Below are 17709 nucleotides of genomic sequence, written 5' to 3' on the forward strand. Positions count from 1 at the left end.
CATCATAAAAGGAATGAACAATGACGGTGAACGCTATTTGCATATCACCCTTGCGTTCAAGGAAGACGAGTTAAGCCCTGAAACGTTGCAGTCCATTACAGGCGATTTTAAACAGTTTGTAATGAGCGCCTATGATGCCGACGAGTTTAATTTCTACGCTGAAGCGCACTTGCCTAAAATAAAAAGCTATATCAGCAAGAAGACCGGCGATTTTATAGAGCGCAAGCCGCACATTCATATCGTTATCCCGGAAAAAAACCTATTGAGCGGACAACGCTTGAATCCGTTAGGGCGGGTTGCGTATCAGACAAAATTCCTTGAGGCCTTCCAGGAGCATGCCAATGCAAAATACGGGCTGGCAAGCCCAAAGGACAACCGCCGCTGTGAATTCACCGGTGAGAGCGAGATAATCAGCCGTTACAAGGGTGATTTATTTAAAGGCAACGCTCAGGCATTAAAAGAGCGTATATTGTCTGCTGTGTTGGAACGGAAAATAACAGACTACGCTACGTTTAAATCCATGCTCACTGAGCACGGCGCAACACGTACCAGAAATGCGGGAACTGATCGTGAATATGAAAATATAAAGCCCCCTGAACATATCAAAGGCGTCAATCTAAAAGATTACGTGTTTAGCCCTGAGTTCATACAGAAGTCGCATGCCGATAAACTTAAATTAATTACCGATGAAATCATTAATCGGTATCATAGTCAGCAACATACGCGCGATACCGAGCAAAAATATATAGACACCCTGAACGAATGGCGCGATGTTCGAGCGCCGGAAATCAAATACATCAACAGCGGACAGCGCAAGCTTTACACCGCGTTCAAAAAAGCAAATATCGATGAAAAGCGCGTAATTCTTGCAGAACGCGCGGCTAAATTTTACAAAAAGCACAGGCCAGAACAAAATCTAACGATTCACGAGAAGGAAATAACCAATGAGCGACCAGACTACGAACGCATCAACGCCGACCGAATTAGAAACGGGCAACGAGCCGCCCTTGTATATCAGTCCGGTCTTGATGCAGCTCGACGACAAGCACCGCCCCAAGCCCTCGCCGGCGTGCGCAACCTGTCCAGCGGCCATATGGTACATACAGGAAACGAAACTCCACTGCTATTGCAAGCAAATGCACGCGATAGTCTGGCGCAAGGTCGATCAACCGATATTGAAATGCGACGGGCGCGAGCTGGCTATTCTGGCAATGCTGGAGAGCAAGAGGTAGCGCATACAGCGAACAGGGGTGCTGACGGCGTTATAAACCAGCTTCAATACGAGCGCCAAGAATTATTACGTGCCGACCTGGACGAATTCCGGCAGATCAAGCTCGAATTAGACGCGCAGCAATTACTCGATCATTTGAGCCAGACGCACGGCGTTATCCCAGAAAAGTATGAGATTACCCAAGGCAATGACGGCGGCGACCGCATCAAGGCCGGTTCACGCAATCTGAACGTATCCGATTTTCTCACCAGGGAAATGCACCTTTCCTTCGCCGAGGCCGCGCCGATCCTTAAACGCGAATACGAACGACAACAAGCCCAGAAAACAGACAAACCTTTGCCCGCGCGTGAACTGCCAGCGGCTCGGGATCGGCAGCGTCAGATCGAGCAGCCCATAAAGACCGGAAAGACCGGGCATGCCGTGCAGCAAGCCATAGCCGAAGACAAAGAGCAGAACACTTTGACGGCGAATAGTAAAACTTCCCAGCGGGATAAGGACTATCTTGTTTACAGAGCGCAACAGCGCGACGAAACGGCGCTGGCGGAGTTGCGTCGGCAAAGTATTGCCAGGCGCACAACTCAACTTAACGGTATCAAGGAGGGAGTAAAACGTGATAGTGAAGACGAAGAGGCGGAAGCGCTGGCCGCGCCAATTCTGCGCCGTATCCCATTCACGGTCGATCAACACGGCAACGTGACGTATTACGCTGACGAGGCCAAACAACGGGCGCTGGTCATTGACAGCGCCGAACACGTTGGCGTTAAAGATACCGAGGACACCCGCGCAATTAAAATCGCTTTGCGGCTGGCCGTGCAGAAATGGGGGGCAAACATTGAGGCTATCGGTAGCGATGAATTCAAGGAACGTTGCGCCCGCGTGGCCGCTGACATGGGGCTGGATATCAAATTTAAAGAGGAAATCGCCGACACTGACATTGCACAGAGTAAAACAGGGCCGGAACCGGTTGCACCTGATGTAACAAAGGACGATCAAACCAATGACGATGATGATTCTCCACGAATGTAAATTCGTGGATATACCCACTTTGGCAGTCTCATGGAGGTCAGAAACTTAGGCGGGATTTTGATCTTGGATGCCATAAAAAATCGTTGGAATGTAGCGTTAATTAGTACACTTCACAGTGCTGTTGCTAATATACGCATTCTTTAATAACATGCTTTAAATTATATGCATGCGAAATATTTTCATAAACGATGAATTACAAGCGGTGCCTCGTCATTATTTAGCAATATCTTTTAAATCATTATGTTGAAAAATTATGGGCGTCAAGACATAACCGCTTCCAGTAGCAATAATAACTGGAATGTAGTAGTAATTAATTGAACTGACACCGCAGTCAAGTCGCTGCGGGATTGGGCTTAACAGGGTGGTGAAAAACTCCAAAAACACACCTTATCTTGTATGAAGTTACTGATAAACACACAATGTGTGGTATGAAAATCGAGTTTTTCACCACCCTGTTAAGGAGTTGTCGCAATGCCTCGTACAAAACAAAAACTGCAAGTGTCGCCGTCCGTACGCACCGAGGCCGAGTTGGAGAGCAGGAAGGCAGCGGCGCTGTCCGCTGCCTTCCCCAATATTCCCCGCGAGCAACTGGTCGAGCAGCGGCGTTTCACCGTGCGCCTTGGTCACGAAACACATGAGTTCGACAGCGCTGCCCAGTGGGAGAAGGCTGGCCGCGCGGATGTAATCGTGCTTCATAGTGGACGGCCGTTGGCCGTACTGGAACTCAAGCGAGAGGATCTTGCGCTGACTCATGCTGACTATGAGCAAGCGCAAAGCTACGCGAACCAGTTGACGCCACGACCTCCTCTTGTCGTTGTCACGAATGGGCGGGATACCCGCATCTACGACGCCAATACAGGTCAACTTTGGTCCGGCGAGCAAGATGCCGCCAATGCGGTAGCCCGTCTGCTTGCCAATGCCGCCACGTTGGCGGCGGCGGATATGCGGTGGGCGACTGAAGCTTTGATGGGGAGGGAAACCGGAGTCTGGGTTCCCATCGTGCGATCTGCAACTGCAAAGCTCCTGGCCGAAATGACAGATCCACCCAGCCAGTCCGATCGCGCCTTCGCCGAGCTTCTGCTGTTCCCTCGTCTCAGTACCTTTGCCGCAATCAAATCAGCGCAAGCCGGGACGACCTTCACGATCGTCGAAGGTGCAGCACAGAGCGGCAAGAGCAGTTGTCTGCGTGAACTCGCCTTGCTCACTCGGGACGGTGAAGACTTGGCCGTCCTGATGTTGCGAGGCTCAGGGCCGGGACTGTTTCAGTCGCTGGCCAACCTGTTCGCCATCGAGCTTGAATGGAATCTCACCGCGAACGATGCCAGCCAGTGGCTGCGGCGGATGTCTACCGGGCCAGTGGGGCCGGCACTATTGCTTGCCATCGACGACGTGGAGCCAGGAACGTCAATGGCGGCCGATCTGGAGGAGCTGGCGACTCTGCGACCTGGCAACACGCTCAATGTCATTCTGACTACTAATCGCGCGGTACGGCTGATCAAGGCTCAAAACGGTCGCACGCAGACGGCGGTGGGAGATCGAGCAAAGGTCATCGAGATCGGCCCCTTGAGGTTGGAAGAGTTTCAAAGTGCGCAGCGCGCTCTTGCCAATCACAAAATTCACTTCCAGCAAGGCGCGGAGTACGCAGTGGACTACCGTGCGCCTTGGGTACTTCGCACGATTTACGACGATGCAGCCAGTAACCCACGGTACCAAGACCCTGACAGCGCCATGCTTCTTCCTCCGATGCTTGGCTTGGAGCTTGTGCAAGCTGCGCGCCGGAGCTACGCCCATCAGGCGGACCTGCTTCGCGGCTATCGGGTGCTCGCGCGTTGCACTCTTGCCGATGAGGGCGCCCGTTCGGCCGAACTGGCCTTGGCAGCATCGAATGGGTTCGTCGTGCGACAAGATGCTCTTTCCGACGAAGCTCGCCATGCGGTGGCCGAACTCAAATCCCAAGGTGCCGTGCGCACCTATCGTCACGCAGGCAGTGAAGATGTCGTGGTACCGACCATTCCTGCCGCATTCCTTTCGGAACTTGCCGATGCCGCAGGCGACGAACTTGCGCACCGCGCCGCAGTAGACCCGCAGGAAGCCGGCACTTGGCTTGGCAACCGCTTGGCCGCTGTTTATCTCGGGGACTTGATTGGTGCGCAGGCGATTCGCTGCATGGCGGAGAAAACAGGTGGATTCAGTTCTGGAATCATCGACGGCCTTCTTGCCATCGAGCCCACGGAGGTGCCCGTCGAAAATGCGCTGGTCGCGACGGCTGCACCGGACGGTCGGTTGATTCATCTGAAGGTAGAAGGTGAAAAGGCCTGGCTGTCCAATCGCCATGGCGACGTTATGGGCGAATCCATCGATCTCGGAGAGGAGCGTCCGCACATGCTTGGTAACACGGCGGCTTGGATGATCCTTGGACAACTTGCTAGGCTTCCCGCAACGGCGGTTGGCGATGACAGCCAACGCATAGACGCGTTTGTTTTGCTGAACATCGGCCAGTGTCCATTTCCATTGTTACGCGCAAACGAAGAGGGACTGGGCCATCTTGTGCACGACCTCGGCGACCACGGTCGCGTCCTTTGCCACGATCAAGGCCCCGTCGAGACAGCAACACACGCGATGGCCGATTTATTTTCACGTCCGTGGACACACGCAGACGAGTGGGTGGATGCCGCGATCGAAACCGGGTCTCTACCACTTTTGCATCGTTTGACTATTGCGCTGCGCACCGTGCAACTGCGCACCATACCTGATCTTTCCGAATGGGCCGATGTGACGCTCAAGGAGCGCGTTCTCCCCACGCTCACCGCCGCCCTTCGAGCGTCAGTCGGCGGCGAAGACGTAGGCGTACATTGACCACAAGCATATATGCCCCTGGACGCCCTGGCGTTTCGCCGTCGGACTTACCGGCTGCGCGAGTTCGAGTATCTGGTGGCGAAATTCCTCCGGTATGGAAGTCTGGATTTGGGCATGGTGAACACCTTGTTTTTGAAGGATGGGGAGACCACGGAAACGGGGCAGTTTCAATCTCGATTTATGACTGCCAGGTGCTTGTAATCTATGCGTGCGATGTTGCTCTCTGAATTTCCAATTTCTGTGCTCGAACTCCATACTTGGTCGTGCTGGCGAAGGTTTTGGAAGCGGCCGCCAGCGCTTGTACGGAAGCGGTGTGAAGCTTGGTGCGAGCTATTGGGACTCAAGGAGGCGGAAAAAAATGTGCGCCTCAACACTCCGAAATCAAAGATTTTTGAGGACTCACGCCGTCGATGGGACATTCTGGACGGTCTTGATCGCGGCAACTTTACTTTGCGGAGCCGCTTTCCGGTCGCAGCCTGGGGCGCTAAGGAGGCTTTCCATAGTCCTTATGGATCGCTAGTGCAAGTGACGATGGTGCCTCACTTTGAATGCGATGCAAGCGATATAGAGGGAATCTCCTCAAGTAAATCGGCAGACATGCCGCACGAAAGTGTGGATGTCTTTGGTGCCTACTATATTGATGAGCAGAATCGATATGCTAGAAAAGGAAAGCCCCCGCTCAGACTGGATGATGCGAGCTTAAAAGAGCTTTGTTCACATGGCGAAATCCGGCTACTGCACGGACGTGGCTCCGACACGTTTAGCGTGCGAGCTTGGGATGGCCGTTTGTTCATTGACAACAGTGGCGGATCTCACCATCTCGCGGGTGCCGTGCATGTCGCCAAACGTATTGGCGCGCGCATTCCCCTCTCCTCGAAACTCTACCTCTACCAGCTCAACCATTTGTCTGTGCAATGGCTGCTCGATGGATTTTATCTGGTATTGCTCCCCAATGATTTGGCCAGACAGATGCTATGGACTGTGAAGAGCCTGGTAGGTTCTGGTTCAAACATGGAGTTCCCATCTGTACTGGCCGAAGGCACGCTTTTGGCATTTCCTCGGGGTTCGCAAATAGCCGAGTGCGTGATGGCAGAACTATTGAGTCAGGGTCACCATGATTTAGGCAATGATTTGAGGGAGGCGCTGACTGCTCAACAGCGGTACTTGACTGAATCGACGACTCCATGGACAAAACTATTTTCATCCCCAACCTGCTGACGATGCTCTAAATGCGTGTGGTCACATCGTTAACCGCCGAGCACCTGATCGGTAACATTGTCGGCTCATACTGGCACCGCCTCGGCAAGAACAGTCGCCCGGTATTTCTCTGGCAGGGCTTTCGGGGTCAGCACGTTCACCGGCACACCGAGTTGTGCAAGCCTTATTGGTGTTTGTTATCCGCACTAAAAAGCAATAAGCCCCGTTATAAATACGGTATATTTTACGGTATGAATATAATATAAAAAAATAAAATATAGTAAACTCAATGTGCTTATATATTAATTCGATTCCGACCCTCGCCGATAACCCGCAAGAAGGTAAGGCTTGCGGGTTTTTTATTTCCTCACGCTGTATTAAACCTCAAAACACCAGCATGATGCTGATACCACATCAACAGCTCAGCAATGATGCGCTGCAAGGCGTAATCGAGGAATTCGTGACGCGCGACGGTATTGATTACGGCGAGTTTGAGACCCCGCTGGCGATCAAGGTCGCTCATGTAAAAATGCAGCTCGATCAGGGGGGGCTGGTCATTATCTTTAACGAGGATGAAGAAAGCATTACTATTGTTTCCCGAAAACAACTACCGCCTTTTTTGACGGAAAACTGAAAGTTCTGGCTCAGCATGCATGTTTGCCGGACGTTGATGGCGACATGAAGCTTTTAAGCGGCGCATGCCAATCAAAACCCTGCAAAAACCTGAACCGGCGGGATTATGCGTGTCTGGAGCGATTTAAAAAAACTTTTAACGGGCGGTGGTCTTCTGCTTTTGTCGATGGCTGCATGCGTGGCGTGTACTCCTGCGTTTCATCGGACGGATGCAGCGGTCATGCCTGCAAGCCTGAAATCTTCTCATTTTTCCGCCAAAGATCAAGCTGTGCTGCCGGTTCGCCGCTGGTTGCCGGAAAACGGGCAAATTAAAGCAGTGATAGTGGCGGTTCACGGCTTTAACGATTACAGCAATTTTTTTGATAGCGCAGGCCGTTACCTCAGTCAACGAGGTATCGCCTGTTACGCTTACGACCAACGCGGCTTCGGTTTCGCGCCCGGTTGGGGGTTGTGGGCCGGCGCTGATGCCTATGGCGACGATCTGACGGACTTTAGCAGGGAGGTTCGTAAACATCACCCCGATGTTCCGCTTTATGTGCTCGGAGAAAGCATGGGAGGAGCGGTGGTCATCGCATCGATGACGAGCTGGAATCCGCCCGATGCCGATGGCGTTATCCTGGTGGCTCCGGCAGTCTGGGGAAGAAAAACCATGCCCTGGTACCAAAGCCGTTTATTATCCGTTGCGACAGCCGTCATGCCCGAGCTTCGTTTGACAGGTGAAGGTTTGCGCATCATGCCGTCCGACAATATCGATATGCTGAGAAAATTCAGCCGCGACCCCAAGGTGATCAAAGCCACCCGTATCGATACGATCAGCGGGCTCACTGATTTAATGGATGCCGCGCTGGATAGGGCGGGCGATATAAAATTTCCTGCCATGGTTTTATATGGCGAGAAAGATCAGCTGATTCCAAAAGAGCCGATGACGATGATGCTGGAAAAAATGCCGCCAGGCACGCAAGTGCGGATTTATCCGCAAGGCTATCATATGCTGTTGCGCGATCTTCATGCGGATATTCCCTTGGCAGATATTCTGGCTTGGATCGAGCGGCGTCAGCCTCTAAATTCCACGATGCATTAAACTGGATAATCGGGGCTGTCCGGCCGGTGAATAATTGGTGAGCGGCTAACAATAAAACCCTGGCAATTTTCGCATGGTTTTTTTATTGACGCGAAGGGCTGCGTTCGAGTTCGGCGGCGTTTTCCGTTTTGTGTTCTAACCCCACTGCGGAAGCCGGTTGTAAATCGCGTATTCATCGGTGTAAACCTGTGTGTCTGGCGCAATGGTCGCCTGGATGATGGGCTGAATTGAGGTTTGCCGAACATTTTCCATCATCCGTATTACGACTTCGCCACTGCGTTGAATCATTACGAAAACCGGCGGCTTTTCACTCGCCAATGTGCCGCGTCCGCGAGCGCCTTGCAACGGGCGACGCCGGCCTGACCGGCCCGCCCTGAGTACCGCATCGGGATGGCCTTTGTGGCCTGCCGCGATATAGACCTCATCGCACTCCACTTCACCTGATAACGTTACCGGCGTTTTTTTAATCAACCCTTCCCCGTAACCGGCTGGTCATTGACTGAACATCGTCTTTATTCAAATCCGGTTCTTTGGCTATCTGCTGGTTGGATAGATTTAACCACATGAAGTATAAGTATAAAATCCATGTTTTTAACGGTTGATGATGGCCCTCTAAAATCGTTCCGGTTAAATAGTAGAGCATATGTCCACCTATAGAGAACTGCAGAAACAAATCGCCGTACTCACCGCACAAGCTGAGGCAATGAAAGCAAAGGTGTTGGCCGAAATAATTGCCGTTCTCAAAGAGACAATACAGAAATACGGCATTACTGCCGCTCAATTGGGTTTTCGTGCGGAAGATCGCAAGTCCTCGTCCGTTTTTTAGCGGCGCAGTTCTGCGGTCCAGGAACCGACGCTACCAGGGGCGGTGCCGGGCGACCGCCAAAGTGGTTACAGCATTACTTGCAGCTTGGCCGTAGCAAAGAGGAGTTCAAAATTTAGTCAACAATATGAAAATAATATGCACCAATTCTGTGCGTTGACAGCCGGCTCCCTGTTTAGCCCCCCGTTTTTATTTTTGTGCTCTACAGGACGCATTAATGCTGGAGCCATGTACTACGGCCTGTAGCGCACTCCCTGCGCTAGAGCTTGAAAAGGCCTGAATCCTGTTCGGGGGTTCCGGCCTTTTTGCATAGGGCTATTCAAACAGGGATTATCATGCTCCGAGGGGGATGGTGCGGAACATGGCACCGTTCTGCGGTTTTACCTGGGAACGAGGTCTCAGCCAACCATGATTGCAATGACTTCAAATGCCGTGGTTTCAGTGCCTGCGTTGCCATAACTGGCTGCACTTTATTGGTGCGTATAATTGTGGCGCATTTGATGGCAAATATGCCAATCGCTTAATACATGTCTGATTTATAGTGTGGTCTGCTTATTGCATCACTGCCGGGTATGAGCCATCAACATCGTGTTTTTTTCCTGCGACGCATACTGGACAACCTGACGGATGCCGTTTTGTTGTTTGATGCCTCGCTGTCGCTTGTGTATATCAATACGCCTGGCGAAGTGCTGTTTGCCGTCAGCGCCAGACAGATTCTCGGACTCAAGGCGCAGCAGGTATTTTTGTTTAGCAATCAGGGAATAGAGAGCGACCTGCTGCGAGCGATGGAAAGCGGCGTTACATTGACGCGCCGCAATATTCTGCTGTCCCTGCCGGTGCATTCGGTCACGGTAAATGCCAGTATGACGCCGGTATTGGACGATACTGCACCGTCCCTTTTGGTGCAATTGCAGCAGGTGGACCGGCATCTGCGTATTTCAATGGAAGAGCAGCTTGTCGCGCAGCAGAACGCCTCGAAAATGCTGTTGCGTGGGCTGGCGCATGAAATAAAAAACCCGCTTGGCGGTTTACGCGGTGCCGCGCAGTTGCTGGACGGCGAATTGATTGATGCGGAGTTGCGAGAGTATACGCGCATTATTATCGATGAATCCGATCGCTTGCAGTCCCTGGTCGATCGCATGCTGGCGTCCAACAAGCCCGCCTTGAAGAGCTTGCTGAACATACATAAGGTACTGGAGCGCGTAAGGCAACTGGTTCAGGTCGAGGTGGCGTCCACCGTGAAATTGATTCGGGATTACGACCCCAGTATTCCTTTGGTGTATGGCGATAGCGATCAACTTATTCAGGCGATACTTAACGTTGTGCGTAACGCGGCCCAGGCGGTCATGAGTCATGGAGAAATTATTATCCGTACGCGCGTATGCCGTCAGGTTACGTTGAATAACAAACGCCACCCTTTGGCGGCGAAAATCGACGTGATCGATAACGGCCCCGGTGTCAAGCCGGAGCTGCTGAACCAGATTTTCTATCCGATGGTAACCGGACGCGCCGAGGGTACCGGGCTGGGATTATCCATAGCGCAGACGCTGATCAGTCAGCATGGGGGGCTGATCGAGTGTGCAAGTAATCCAGGGCACACTATCTTTTCCGTTTTTCTTCCTGTGGAGACGCAACATGAGTAATTCAGGCCAAGTCTGGGTTGTGGATGATGACCGTTCCATACGCTGGGTGCTGGAGCGGGCGTTACAGAAAGCGGGCATACTGCCGCGCTGTTTTTCGAGTGCGGGTCAGTTGCTTGACGCCCTGGAAACTTCCACCCCCGATGCCATTTTGACCGATATACGCATGCCCGGCATAGATGGTCTGGCGCTGTTGGAACGGCTTAAAGCCTCTTATCCCGCCATCCCGGTTATCATCATGACGGCGCACTCCGATCTCGAGAGCGCTGTTTCCGCCTTCCATGGCGGTGCTTTTGAATATCTGCCCAAACCATTCGATCTGGACGACGCGGTCGATCTGATCCGCCGCGCCTGCAGCCAGGGCCGGCGGCAGCGTCAGGAGCGCAGCGAGATTTCGGATCTGGCCCCAGCCAAAACCCCGGAAATTATCGGCGAGGCGCCGGCGATGCAGGAAGTATTCCGCGCTATCGCGCGTCTGGCGCGTTCGCATATCACGGTGTTGATCAACGGCGAGTCCGGCACCGGCAAGGAGTTGGTGGCAAGGGCTCTGCACCGGCACAGTCCGCGCGCCAACAAGGCGTTTATCGCGCTGAATATGGCCGCGATACCGCGCGACCTGCTGGAGTCTGAGCTGTTCGGGCATGAGCGCGGCGCATTCACCGGCGCGCAATCGCGGCGCGCCGGGCGTTTCGAGCAGGCCGACGGCGGCACGCTGTTTCTGGATGAAATCGGCGACATGCCCGCCGAGCTGCAAACGCGTTTATTGCGCGTGCTGGCGGACGGCGAATTCTTTTCGGTGGGCGCGCATACGCCGACGCGCGTCGACGTGCGCATCATCGCCGCCACGCATCAAAACCTCGAAACCCTGGTTGCACAGGGACGTTTCCGCGAGGATTTGTTTCACCGCCTGAACGTGATACGCGTGCATATTCCGCCGATGCGCGAACGGCGCCAGGATATCCCGTTGCTGCTCAGGCACTTCCTGCTGGAAGCCAGCCGGGAGCTGGGCGTGGACGCAAAGGTACTATTGCCCGACGTCGAAGAATACCTGTGCCGGCTCGATTGGCCTGGTAACGTCAGACAGCTCGAGAACACCTGCCGCTGGATTACGGTGATGGCGGCGGGGCGCGAGGTGCATCTCGACGACCTTCCACCCGAATTGCTGCAGATCCGGCAGCATGAAACCGTTGCATTGGCGGAGGGCGGCTGGGAAGCAGCTTTCAAGCGCTGGGTATACGACAGTCTGAGCCGGGGCGGACACAATGTCGCCAAGGACGCCATAGACGTTTCGGAGGGTATACTGATTACTACCGCGCTACAGTTTACGCGCGGGCGCAGACAGGAGGCGGCAAAGCTGCTGGGCTACGGCAGGAATACGCTGACGCGAAAAATCAGCGAATTGAAACTGGATGTATGACCGTCAGCCGGCCGTCATGTTTATGACCTGGTTGGCGTTCACACTAATGTGACAATGATATGCTATAAATAAATAAACCCAAACTGCTGCGCGGTCCGGTTTAGCCGGATGGAACATGCGGGTGTAAATATTTGGTAACTATTCAACTCAATTGGCCCTGCATGGAGAAAAATCAGTCATGCTGGCGGGAGAGTGCCGGTATTCTGTCGACAAGGGCGTTAACTCTGATGCCGGCCATGGGGTGGTCCGGGTTCCCCGGCAATCCCTGCCGGAACGACGCGTTGTCCAAGTCAACACGGTTGCTGAATAGTTGCAAGTTTGTTTGTTGAGTATTTCAAGTAACTAATCTGTACGCATTTATCAGGAAAGCAAAATGCCCATTAGAACATTGATCAAGAGCCAACCGAAAGCCAATTTTACCGACATACGCCCGTTGGGCAAAGACGCCAAAAATATGGCGGCGGACATACACCGTTATTTCAACTATACGCTGGGCCGCGACAAGTACTGCAAGTCAGCTCATTATACCTATAATGCGCTGGCGCTTGCAGTCAGGGACCGCCTGATGGAGGGCTGGAAAAAAACGCATTACGCTTATCGCGGCGAGAGTCCGCGTCAAACATTTTATCTGTCCATGGAATTTTTAATGGGGCGCACCCTGGGCAACGCCATGCTGAACCTGGGTTTGGAAGAGCCGATACACAAGGCCTTGCATAAGTTCGGACTCGATCTCGAAGAGCTCGCCGAAGTCGAGCATGACGCCGGGTTGGGTAATGGCGGTCTGGGGCGGCTGGCCGCCTGTTTTATCGATAGCTGCGCGACGCTGCAGTTGCCGGTAATCGGCTACGGCCTGCGTTACGAATACGGCATGTTTCGTCAGCGTATCGATAACGGATACCAGGCTGAAGAACCCGATCACTGGTTGCGCGCCGGTAACGTCTGGGAACTGGAACGGCCTGAGTTAACGGTCCGTGTCCATTTCTACGGACACACGGAAACCTATGCCGATCACGCGCATCACCGGCGGTTGCGCTGGGTGGAAACGCAGGATGTCCTGGTTGTCCCCTATGATATTCCGGTACCCGGATACCGCAACGATACGGTTAATACCTTGCGCTTGTGGAAAACGGTCGCGACCGACGAATTTGATTTGAACGAATTTAACGCCGGTGATTATGCCGGTTCCGTTGCCGGCAAAAACAGCGCTGAAAATATCTCCATGGTGCTGTATCCGAACGACGCCAGCGAATGCGGTAAGGAATTGCGTTTGCGCCAGCAATACGTGCTGGCGTCGGCCAGTTTGCAGGATGTCGTGCGTAAGTGGGTGATTCGCCATGGGCATGGTGAGGATTTTACTCATTTTGCAGAACAAAACTGTTTTCAGTTGAATGATACCCACCCCAGTATCGCAGTAGCTGAGCTGATGCGCATCCTGATGGATGAACACCTGTTGTCCTGGGATGCCGCCTGGAAAATCACGACATCAACCATGGCTTACACCAATCATACCTTGCTCCCCGAAGCGCTGGAAAAATGGTCGGTCGGTTTGATGCGTTATCTGTTGCCGCGCCTTATGGAAATAATTTTTGAAATCAATGCGCGGTTCCTGGCCGAGGTTGCGCAGAATTGGCCGGGCGACAGCGAACGTCTGGCGCGCATGTCTCTGATAGAGGAAGATGGTGATCAAAAGGTGCGCATGGCCTATCTGGCTATCGTTGGCAGTTATTCCGTCAATGGCGTGGCCGAGTTGCATTCCAACCTGCTTAAACAGGGATTGTTCAAGGATTTTTATGAGTTGTGGCCTGACAAGTTCAATAATAAAACCAATGGAATAACGCCGCGGCGCTGGCTGGGTGGATGCAACCCCAAGCTGGCGGAATTGATAACGGCCAACATCGGCGATGGCTGGACGCACGATCTGACGGAGTTGAAGAAACTGGCTCCGCTGGTCGACGACGCGGCGTTCCGCGAGCGTTGGCGCACGGTTAAACGCGTCAACAAACAACGGTTGCTGGAGACTATCCATGCCAGTTTCGAGACGGTGGATGCAGCGAGCGGTGCTTCGGCACGCAGCAGCTCGGGAGAATGGGAGGATAGCGGCAGCTTGGGTTTGCATCTGACTGTCGGGGTGGACGCCATGTTCGATGTTCAGGTCAAACGCATACATGAGTATAAACGCCAACTCCTGAATGTTTTGCATGTGATCCACTTATACGATCGCATCAAGCACGGCGAGATTGCGAACTGGACGCCGCGGTTGGTGCTGTTTGGCGGCAAGGCGGCGCCCGGCTACGCCATGGCCAAAAAAATTATCAAGCTCATTAATAATGTTGCGCATATTGTGAACCACGATCCGGCGACAGCGGGTTTGTTGAGCGTCGTGTTTTTGCCGAATTACCGTGTGTCCGCCATGGAGGTAATCGCCGCCGCCGCCGATCTTTCCGAGCAGATATCGACTGCGGGCAAGGAAGCGTCGGGTACCGGTAATATGAAGTTCATGATGAACGGCGCGTTAACCATGGGAACGCTGGACGGCGCCAATATTGAGATACTCGAGGAAGTGGGAGGTGATAATTTCTTTTTATTTGGATTGACTGCGCAGCAGGTTGAAAAACTGAGGCCGCATTACGATCCCAGGCATATCATTGCCGACGATGACGATTTTTCACGCGTCATGCATTTGCTGGAGTCCAGTTATTTCAACCAGTTCGAGCCGGGGATTTTCGATGACATTATTAATGTGATCAAGAGTCCGAAGGATCCGTGGATGACTGCGGCCGATTTTCCCGCTTACGTTCAGGCGCAACGCCATGCGGCGGAAGCATTTCTGGATGTAGATCGCTGGACGCAGATGAGCATACTCAATTGCGCCGCCAGCGGGAAATTCTCTTCCGATCGCACGATTGCCGAATACAACCGGGACATCTGGAAATTGACGCCGGTGAAACCGGTTGGAGATCAGGAAATCTGATTTTTACACCGTCGTAGTTTTTTGTGTTCGACATAATTCTGTACGAGCCGGAGATACCTCCGAATACCGGAAATATCATCCGGCTCGCCGCCAATATGGGGGCCGGACTTCATCTGATTCAGCCGCTCGCCTTCGAGCTTGATGACAAGAAGTTAAGGCGGGCAGGGCTGGATTATAGAGAGTGGGCGAGAGTCCGGGTGCATGCCGGTCTGGATGCCTGTCTGCAGACGCTGGAAGCTGTCCAGTTGTTTGCATTGACCACCAAGGCTGCAAGATGTTATTCCGACGCGTCGTTTGTATCGGGAGCGGCGTTTTTATTCGGTCCGGAATCGAGAGGCTTGCCCGGCAGGGTATTGGAGGCTATGCCTGAGTCCTCGCGATTACGGGTTCCAATGGTTGCTGAAAGCCGTAGCCTGAATCTTTCCAATACGGTTGCAGTAGTGCTTTACGAAGCCTGGAGACAGAATGGGTTTGCAGGCGGGGTTTAAGCAGCGGACGATTCGGCTGGTGGAATGAATCAGCGCTTTCCTGACTCGTCCATCCGCTCTTGGATCGACCTCGCACAAAATCCTCGGCTGAAACTTTGTAGGTGCGCGGACTACGGCGCCTGAATAGTTTTGGGGTTTTGTCAGGGTTGAGGTGCAGGTACAGCGTAGACAGCTTTAAATTGGATATATATGCTTTTTCTGTTCGCTTTTCGGTAAACTCGGGGCGAACGGGTTTCATTATCCCGACAGCATGACGGTCGGTCCAGCGGTCAGCCTCTCAATTTGTTCTCAGGTTTCTGCTCTCTCATCAATAAGTTATGCGCCGCCTCTCTGGGGGTAAGGCCTTCGTGCAACACCTTGTAAACCTGTTCGGTGATTGGCATTTCCACGCCATGCTGTTGCGCAAGCCGGTAAATGCCGGCGCTGGCGTCTATGCCTTCGATTTCCTGACCGATGCTTCGAATCACGTCGTCAAAAGGCAGTCCCTTGCCGACGCCCAAGCCGAAACGCCGGTTTCTTGACTGGTTGTCGGTGCAGGTAAGAATAAGATCGCCAACGCCGGCCAGTCCCATCAGCGTTTCCGGTCTCGCGCCCAGGGCCAATCCCAACGGCATCATTTCCGCCAGTCCGCGCGTAATCAGTGCGGAACGGGCATTGGCTCCGAATCCCAGCCCCTCGGCCATGCCTACAGCGATGGCCAGCACATTTTTGATTGCGCCGCCGAGTTGCGCGCCTATCATATCGGTGGTGGTGTAAGCGCGAAAGGCCGGCCCATGCAGCATCGAAGCGAGTTCCATGGCAAAGCTTTCATTTTCCGAGGCTACCGTCGCTGCGGTGGGTTGATCGTTTGCAACTTCTCTGGCGAATGTAGGGCCGGAGATAAAGGCAAAATCTCTGCCCTTTCCCAATTCTTCCCTGGCGACGATGTGCAGAAGTTTTCCGCTCGACAGCTCGATGCCTTTGGTCGCCCAGGCAACACGGGTAATATCGCCGATCAGTGGGGCAATGGCTTGCAGGGTTTCACGGAAAGAACGGCTGGGAACGACTATCAGTATGGTGTGGTTGCAGGAAGCCGCTACAGCGAGATCGGATGTAACGGTCAGGTTGTCGGGAAACGCCGATTGCGGCAGGTAACGTTCGTTGCTGCGGTCTTTATGCAGTTGATCCATGTGCGTTTGCTGGTGTCCCCACAGCGTAACCTTCAGGCCGTTGCGCGCCAGCAAAAGCGCGAGCGCGGTTCCCCACGAACCCGCCCCGAGTACCGTAATGCTGTTGTTATCCGGATCCGAGCGGCAGATTCTGTCAGCCTCGCCTGCAACCTCTATATATGGTCTATTGTGCATGATATATGCCGTTGATCCGGGCAGGCTGCCCCTTCATCAGTTAAGCGTTTTGTTGTGAAAGGCCGCCGTATTCCCTGCCTGCCCTTCTTCCTGAAGCTTTTGCATGTGCTGCATGTAAAGCGCATCAAAATTAACCGGCGCCAACAGCATCGGCGGAAAGCCTCCTTTGGTAACGAGATCCGATACGACCTCGCGTCCATAGGGGAATAGAATGTTGGGGCAATAGCTGCCGACCATCTGCGACAATTCCTGCTGGTCGAATCCGGAAAGCGTAAATACGCCGGCCTGGGTGATTTCGGCAAGGTAGGCGGTAGCTTCCGCTATTTTGACGGTAACCGTGATGGTTAACGCGACTTCGAACAGGTTCTCCTGTAATATCTGGGCGTTGCTGGCAAGACTGACCTCTACTTCCGGCTCCCATGCATGGGTGAAAATGGCAGGAGAATTGGGTGTCTCGAAAGAAATGTCCTTGATATACAGTTTCTGCAATGCAAAATTTTTTTCTTCATCGGCCATAATTTGTCGGTGTCCTTGGGTTGTGGCGGCTGTATAGCCGGGTTATTTTTTACGTTTCCTGTTGATCGGAAGTTTGGCGTCCTCCCATGCGAGCATACCGCCTTTCATGTCGTAAACCTGTGTAAATCCTGCCTTATGCAGTTTTTTGCAGGCACTGGCGGAGCGGGTGCCCTGCTGGCAGGTAATGATAACCGGAGTCTGTTTATGAGGTTCCAACTCGAAGAGTTTTCCGTCCAAAGACGACAGTGGTATATGCAGAGCGTTTTCGATGTGTCCCTTGGCAAACTCGGCAGTTTCCCTGACATCAATAATAATGGCATCGTCGCTATTCAGCAGCGCTACGGCGCCGTTAGGCGTCGTAGTCCGGTAGCGGCGGGTAAGGCTGTCGAAAATATCCTGTACCAACAGCAGGGTGACTATAAGCAGGCCGCCTGCGAGCATCCAGTGATTGCCGGCAAATTCCAGTATTCTTTCTATATTCATGGTT

The 17709-nt window shown here is 53.2% G+C and carries 15 protein-coding genes; 11 read left to right on the top strand and 4 right to left on the bottom strand.

Features of this window, described 5'->3' with window-relative positions; genetic code table 11:
* The first annotated feature begins 13 nt into the window (after window positions 1-13).
* The 5 genes from F6R98_RS06600 (at window position 14) to F6R98_RS06625 (ending at window position 8024) form a co-directional block, all read left to right on the top strand.
* Window positions 14-2257, top strand: coding sequence for an LPD7 domain-containing protein (locus F6R98_RS06600; RefSeq protein ID WP_194270172.1), 2244 nt, complete (start codon window positions 14-16; stop codon window positions 2255-2257).
* A 471-nt stretch (window positions 2258-2728) separates the two neighbouring features.
* Complete coding sequence (locus F6R98_RS06605; RefSeq protein WP_153248313.1) at window positions 2729-5113, top strand: type I restriction enzyme HsdR N-terminal domain-containing protein; 2385 nt, start codon at window positions 2729-2731, stop codon at window positions 5111-5113.
* 333 nt (window positions 5114-5446) lie between these two features.
* Window positions 5447-6331, top strand: a complete 885-nt coding sequence (locus tag F6R98_RS06610) for a DUF6685 family protein (RefSeq protein WP_153248314.1) — start codon at window positions 5447-5449, stop codon at window positions 6329-6331.
* Between the two features lie 376 nt (window positions 6332-6707).
* The gene (locus F6R98_RS06620) at window positions 6708-6944 is read left to right on the top strand and encodes a YheU family protein (protein ID WP_228125133.1); all 237 of its coding nucleotides are present in this window, start codon (window positions 6708-6710) and stop codon (window positions 6942-6944) included.
* A 219-nt stretch (window positions 6945-7163) separates the two neighbouring features.
* The gene (locus tag F6R98_RS06625; RefSeq protein ID WP_194270173.1) at window positions 7164-8024 is read left to right on the top strand and encodes an alpha/beta hydrolase; all 861 of its coding nucleotides are present in this window, start codon (window positions 7164-7166) and stop codon (window positions 8022-8024) included.
* A gap of 135 nt (window positions 8025-8159) precedes the next feature.
* Here F6R98_RS06625 and F6R98_RS06630 read toward each other — a convergent pair whose 3' ends face one another.
* A complete protein-coding gene (locus tag F6R98_RS06630; RefSeq protein WP_153248316.1) occupies window positions 8160-8495 on the bottom strand; it encodes a transposase in 336 nt (111 codons plus the stop codon).
* A 172-nt stretch (window positions 8496-8667) separates the two neighbouring features.
* Between F6R98_RS06630 and F6R98_RS06635 the strand changes: the two genes are divergently transcribed.
* From F6R98_RS06635 to F6R98_RS06655, 6 genes are all read left to right on the top strand, one after another.
* Window positions 8668-8850: an H-NS family nucleoid-associated regulatory protein gene (locus tag F6R98_RS06635; protein WP_153248317.1), complete on the top strand. Its 183-nt coding sequence runs from the start codon at window positions 8668-8670 to the stop codon at window positions 8848-8850.
* Complete coding sequence (locus F6R98_RS22725; protein ID WP_407079307.1) at window positions 8805-8966, top strand: H-NS family nucleoid-associated regulatory protein; 162 nt, start codon at window positions 8805-8807, stop codon at window positions 8964-8966. The genes F6R98_RS06635 and F6R98_RS22725 overlap by 46 nt, the downstream gene beginning before the upstream one ends.
* Window positions 8967-9419: 453 nt before the next feature.
* Window positions 9420-10490, top strand: a complete 1071-nt coding sequence (gene glnL / locus F6R98_RS06640; RefSeq protein WP_153248318.1) for a nitrogen regulation protein NR(II) — start codon at window positions 9420-9422, stop codon at window positions 10488-10490.
* Window positions 10483-11904, top strand: coding sequence for a nitrogen regulation protein NR(I) (ntrC, locus tag F6R98_RS06645; protein WP_153248319.1), 1422 nt, complete (start codon window positions 10483-10485; stop codon window positions 11902-11904). Before glnL ends, ntrC begins: the two co-directional genes overlap by 8 nt.
* Before the next feature lie 373 nt (window positions 11905-12277).
* The gene (locus tag F6R98_RS06650; RefSeq protein ID WP_153248320.1) at window positions 12278-14875 is read left to right on the top strand and encodes a glycogen/starch/alpha-glucan phosphorylase; all 2598 of its coding nucleotides are present in this window, start codon (window positions 12278-12280) and stop codon (window positions 14873-14875) included.
* 23 nt (window positions 14876-14898) lie between these two features.
* Window positions 14899-15363 (top strand): tRNA (cytidine(34)-2'-O)-methyltransferase, encoded by a 465-nt coding sequence (locus tag F6R98_RS06655; RefSeq protein ID WP_153248321.1) that lies wholly within the window; start codon window positions 14899-14901, stop codon window positions 15361-15363.
* A gap of 269 nt (window positions 15364-15632) precedes the next feature.
* Here F6R98_RS06655 and F6R98_RS06660 read toward each other — a convergent pair whose 3' ends face one another.
* Genes F6R98_RS06660 through F6R98_RS06670 form a run of 3 tightly spaced genes read right to left on the bottom strand, consistent with a single transcriptional unit; the run spans window position 15633 to window position 17705 of the window.
* On the bottom strand, window positions 15633-16706 hold the full coding sequence (locus tag F6R98_RS06660) for an NAD(P)H-dependent glycerol-3-phosphate dehydrogenase (RefSeq protein ID WP_153248322.1): 1074 nt from the start codon (window positions 16704-16706) through the stop codon (window positions 15633-15635).
* A 36-nt stretch (window positions 16707-16742) separates the two neighbouring features.
* Window positions 16743-17222, bottom strand: coding sequence for a protein-export chaperone SecB (gene secB, locus F6R98_RS06665; RefSeq protein ID WP_153248323.1), 480 nt, complete (start codon window positions 17220-17222; stop codon window positions 16743-16745).
* Window positions 17223-17264: 42 nt separating this feature from the next.
* Complete coding sequence (locus tag F6R98_RS06670; protein ID WP_320412161.1) at window positions 17265-17705, bottom strand: rhodanese-like domain-containing protein; 441 nt, start codon at window positions 17703-17705, stop codon at window positions 17265-17267.
* Window positions 17706-17709: the final 4 nt, after the last annotated feature.

Origin of the sequence: Candidatus Methylospira mobilis, assembly GCF_009498235.1 — a bacterium.
GTDB classification, from domain to species: Bacteria; Pseudomonadota; Gammaproteobacteria; order Methylococcales; family Methylococcaceae; genus Methylospira; species Methylospira mobilis.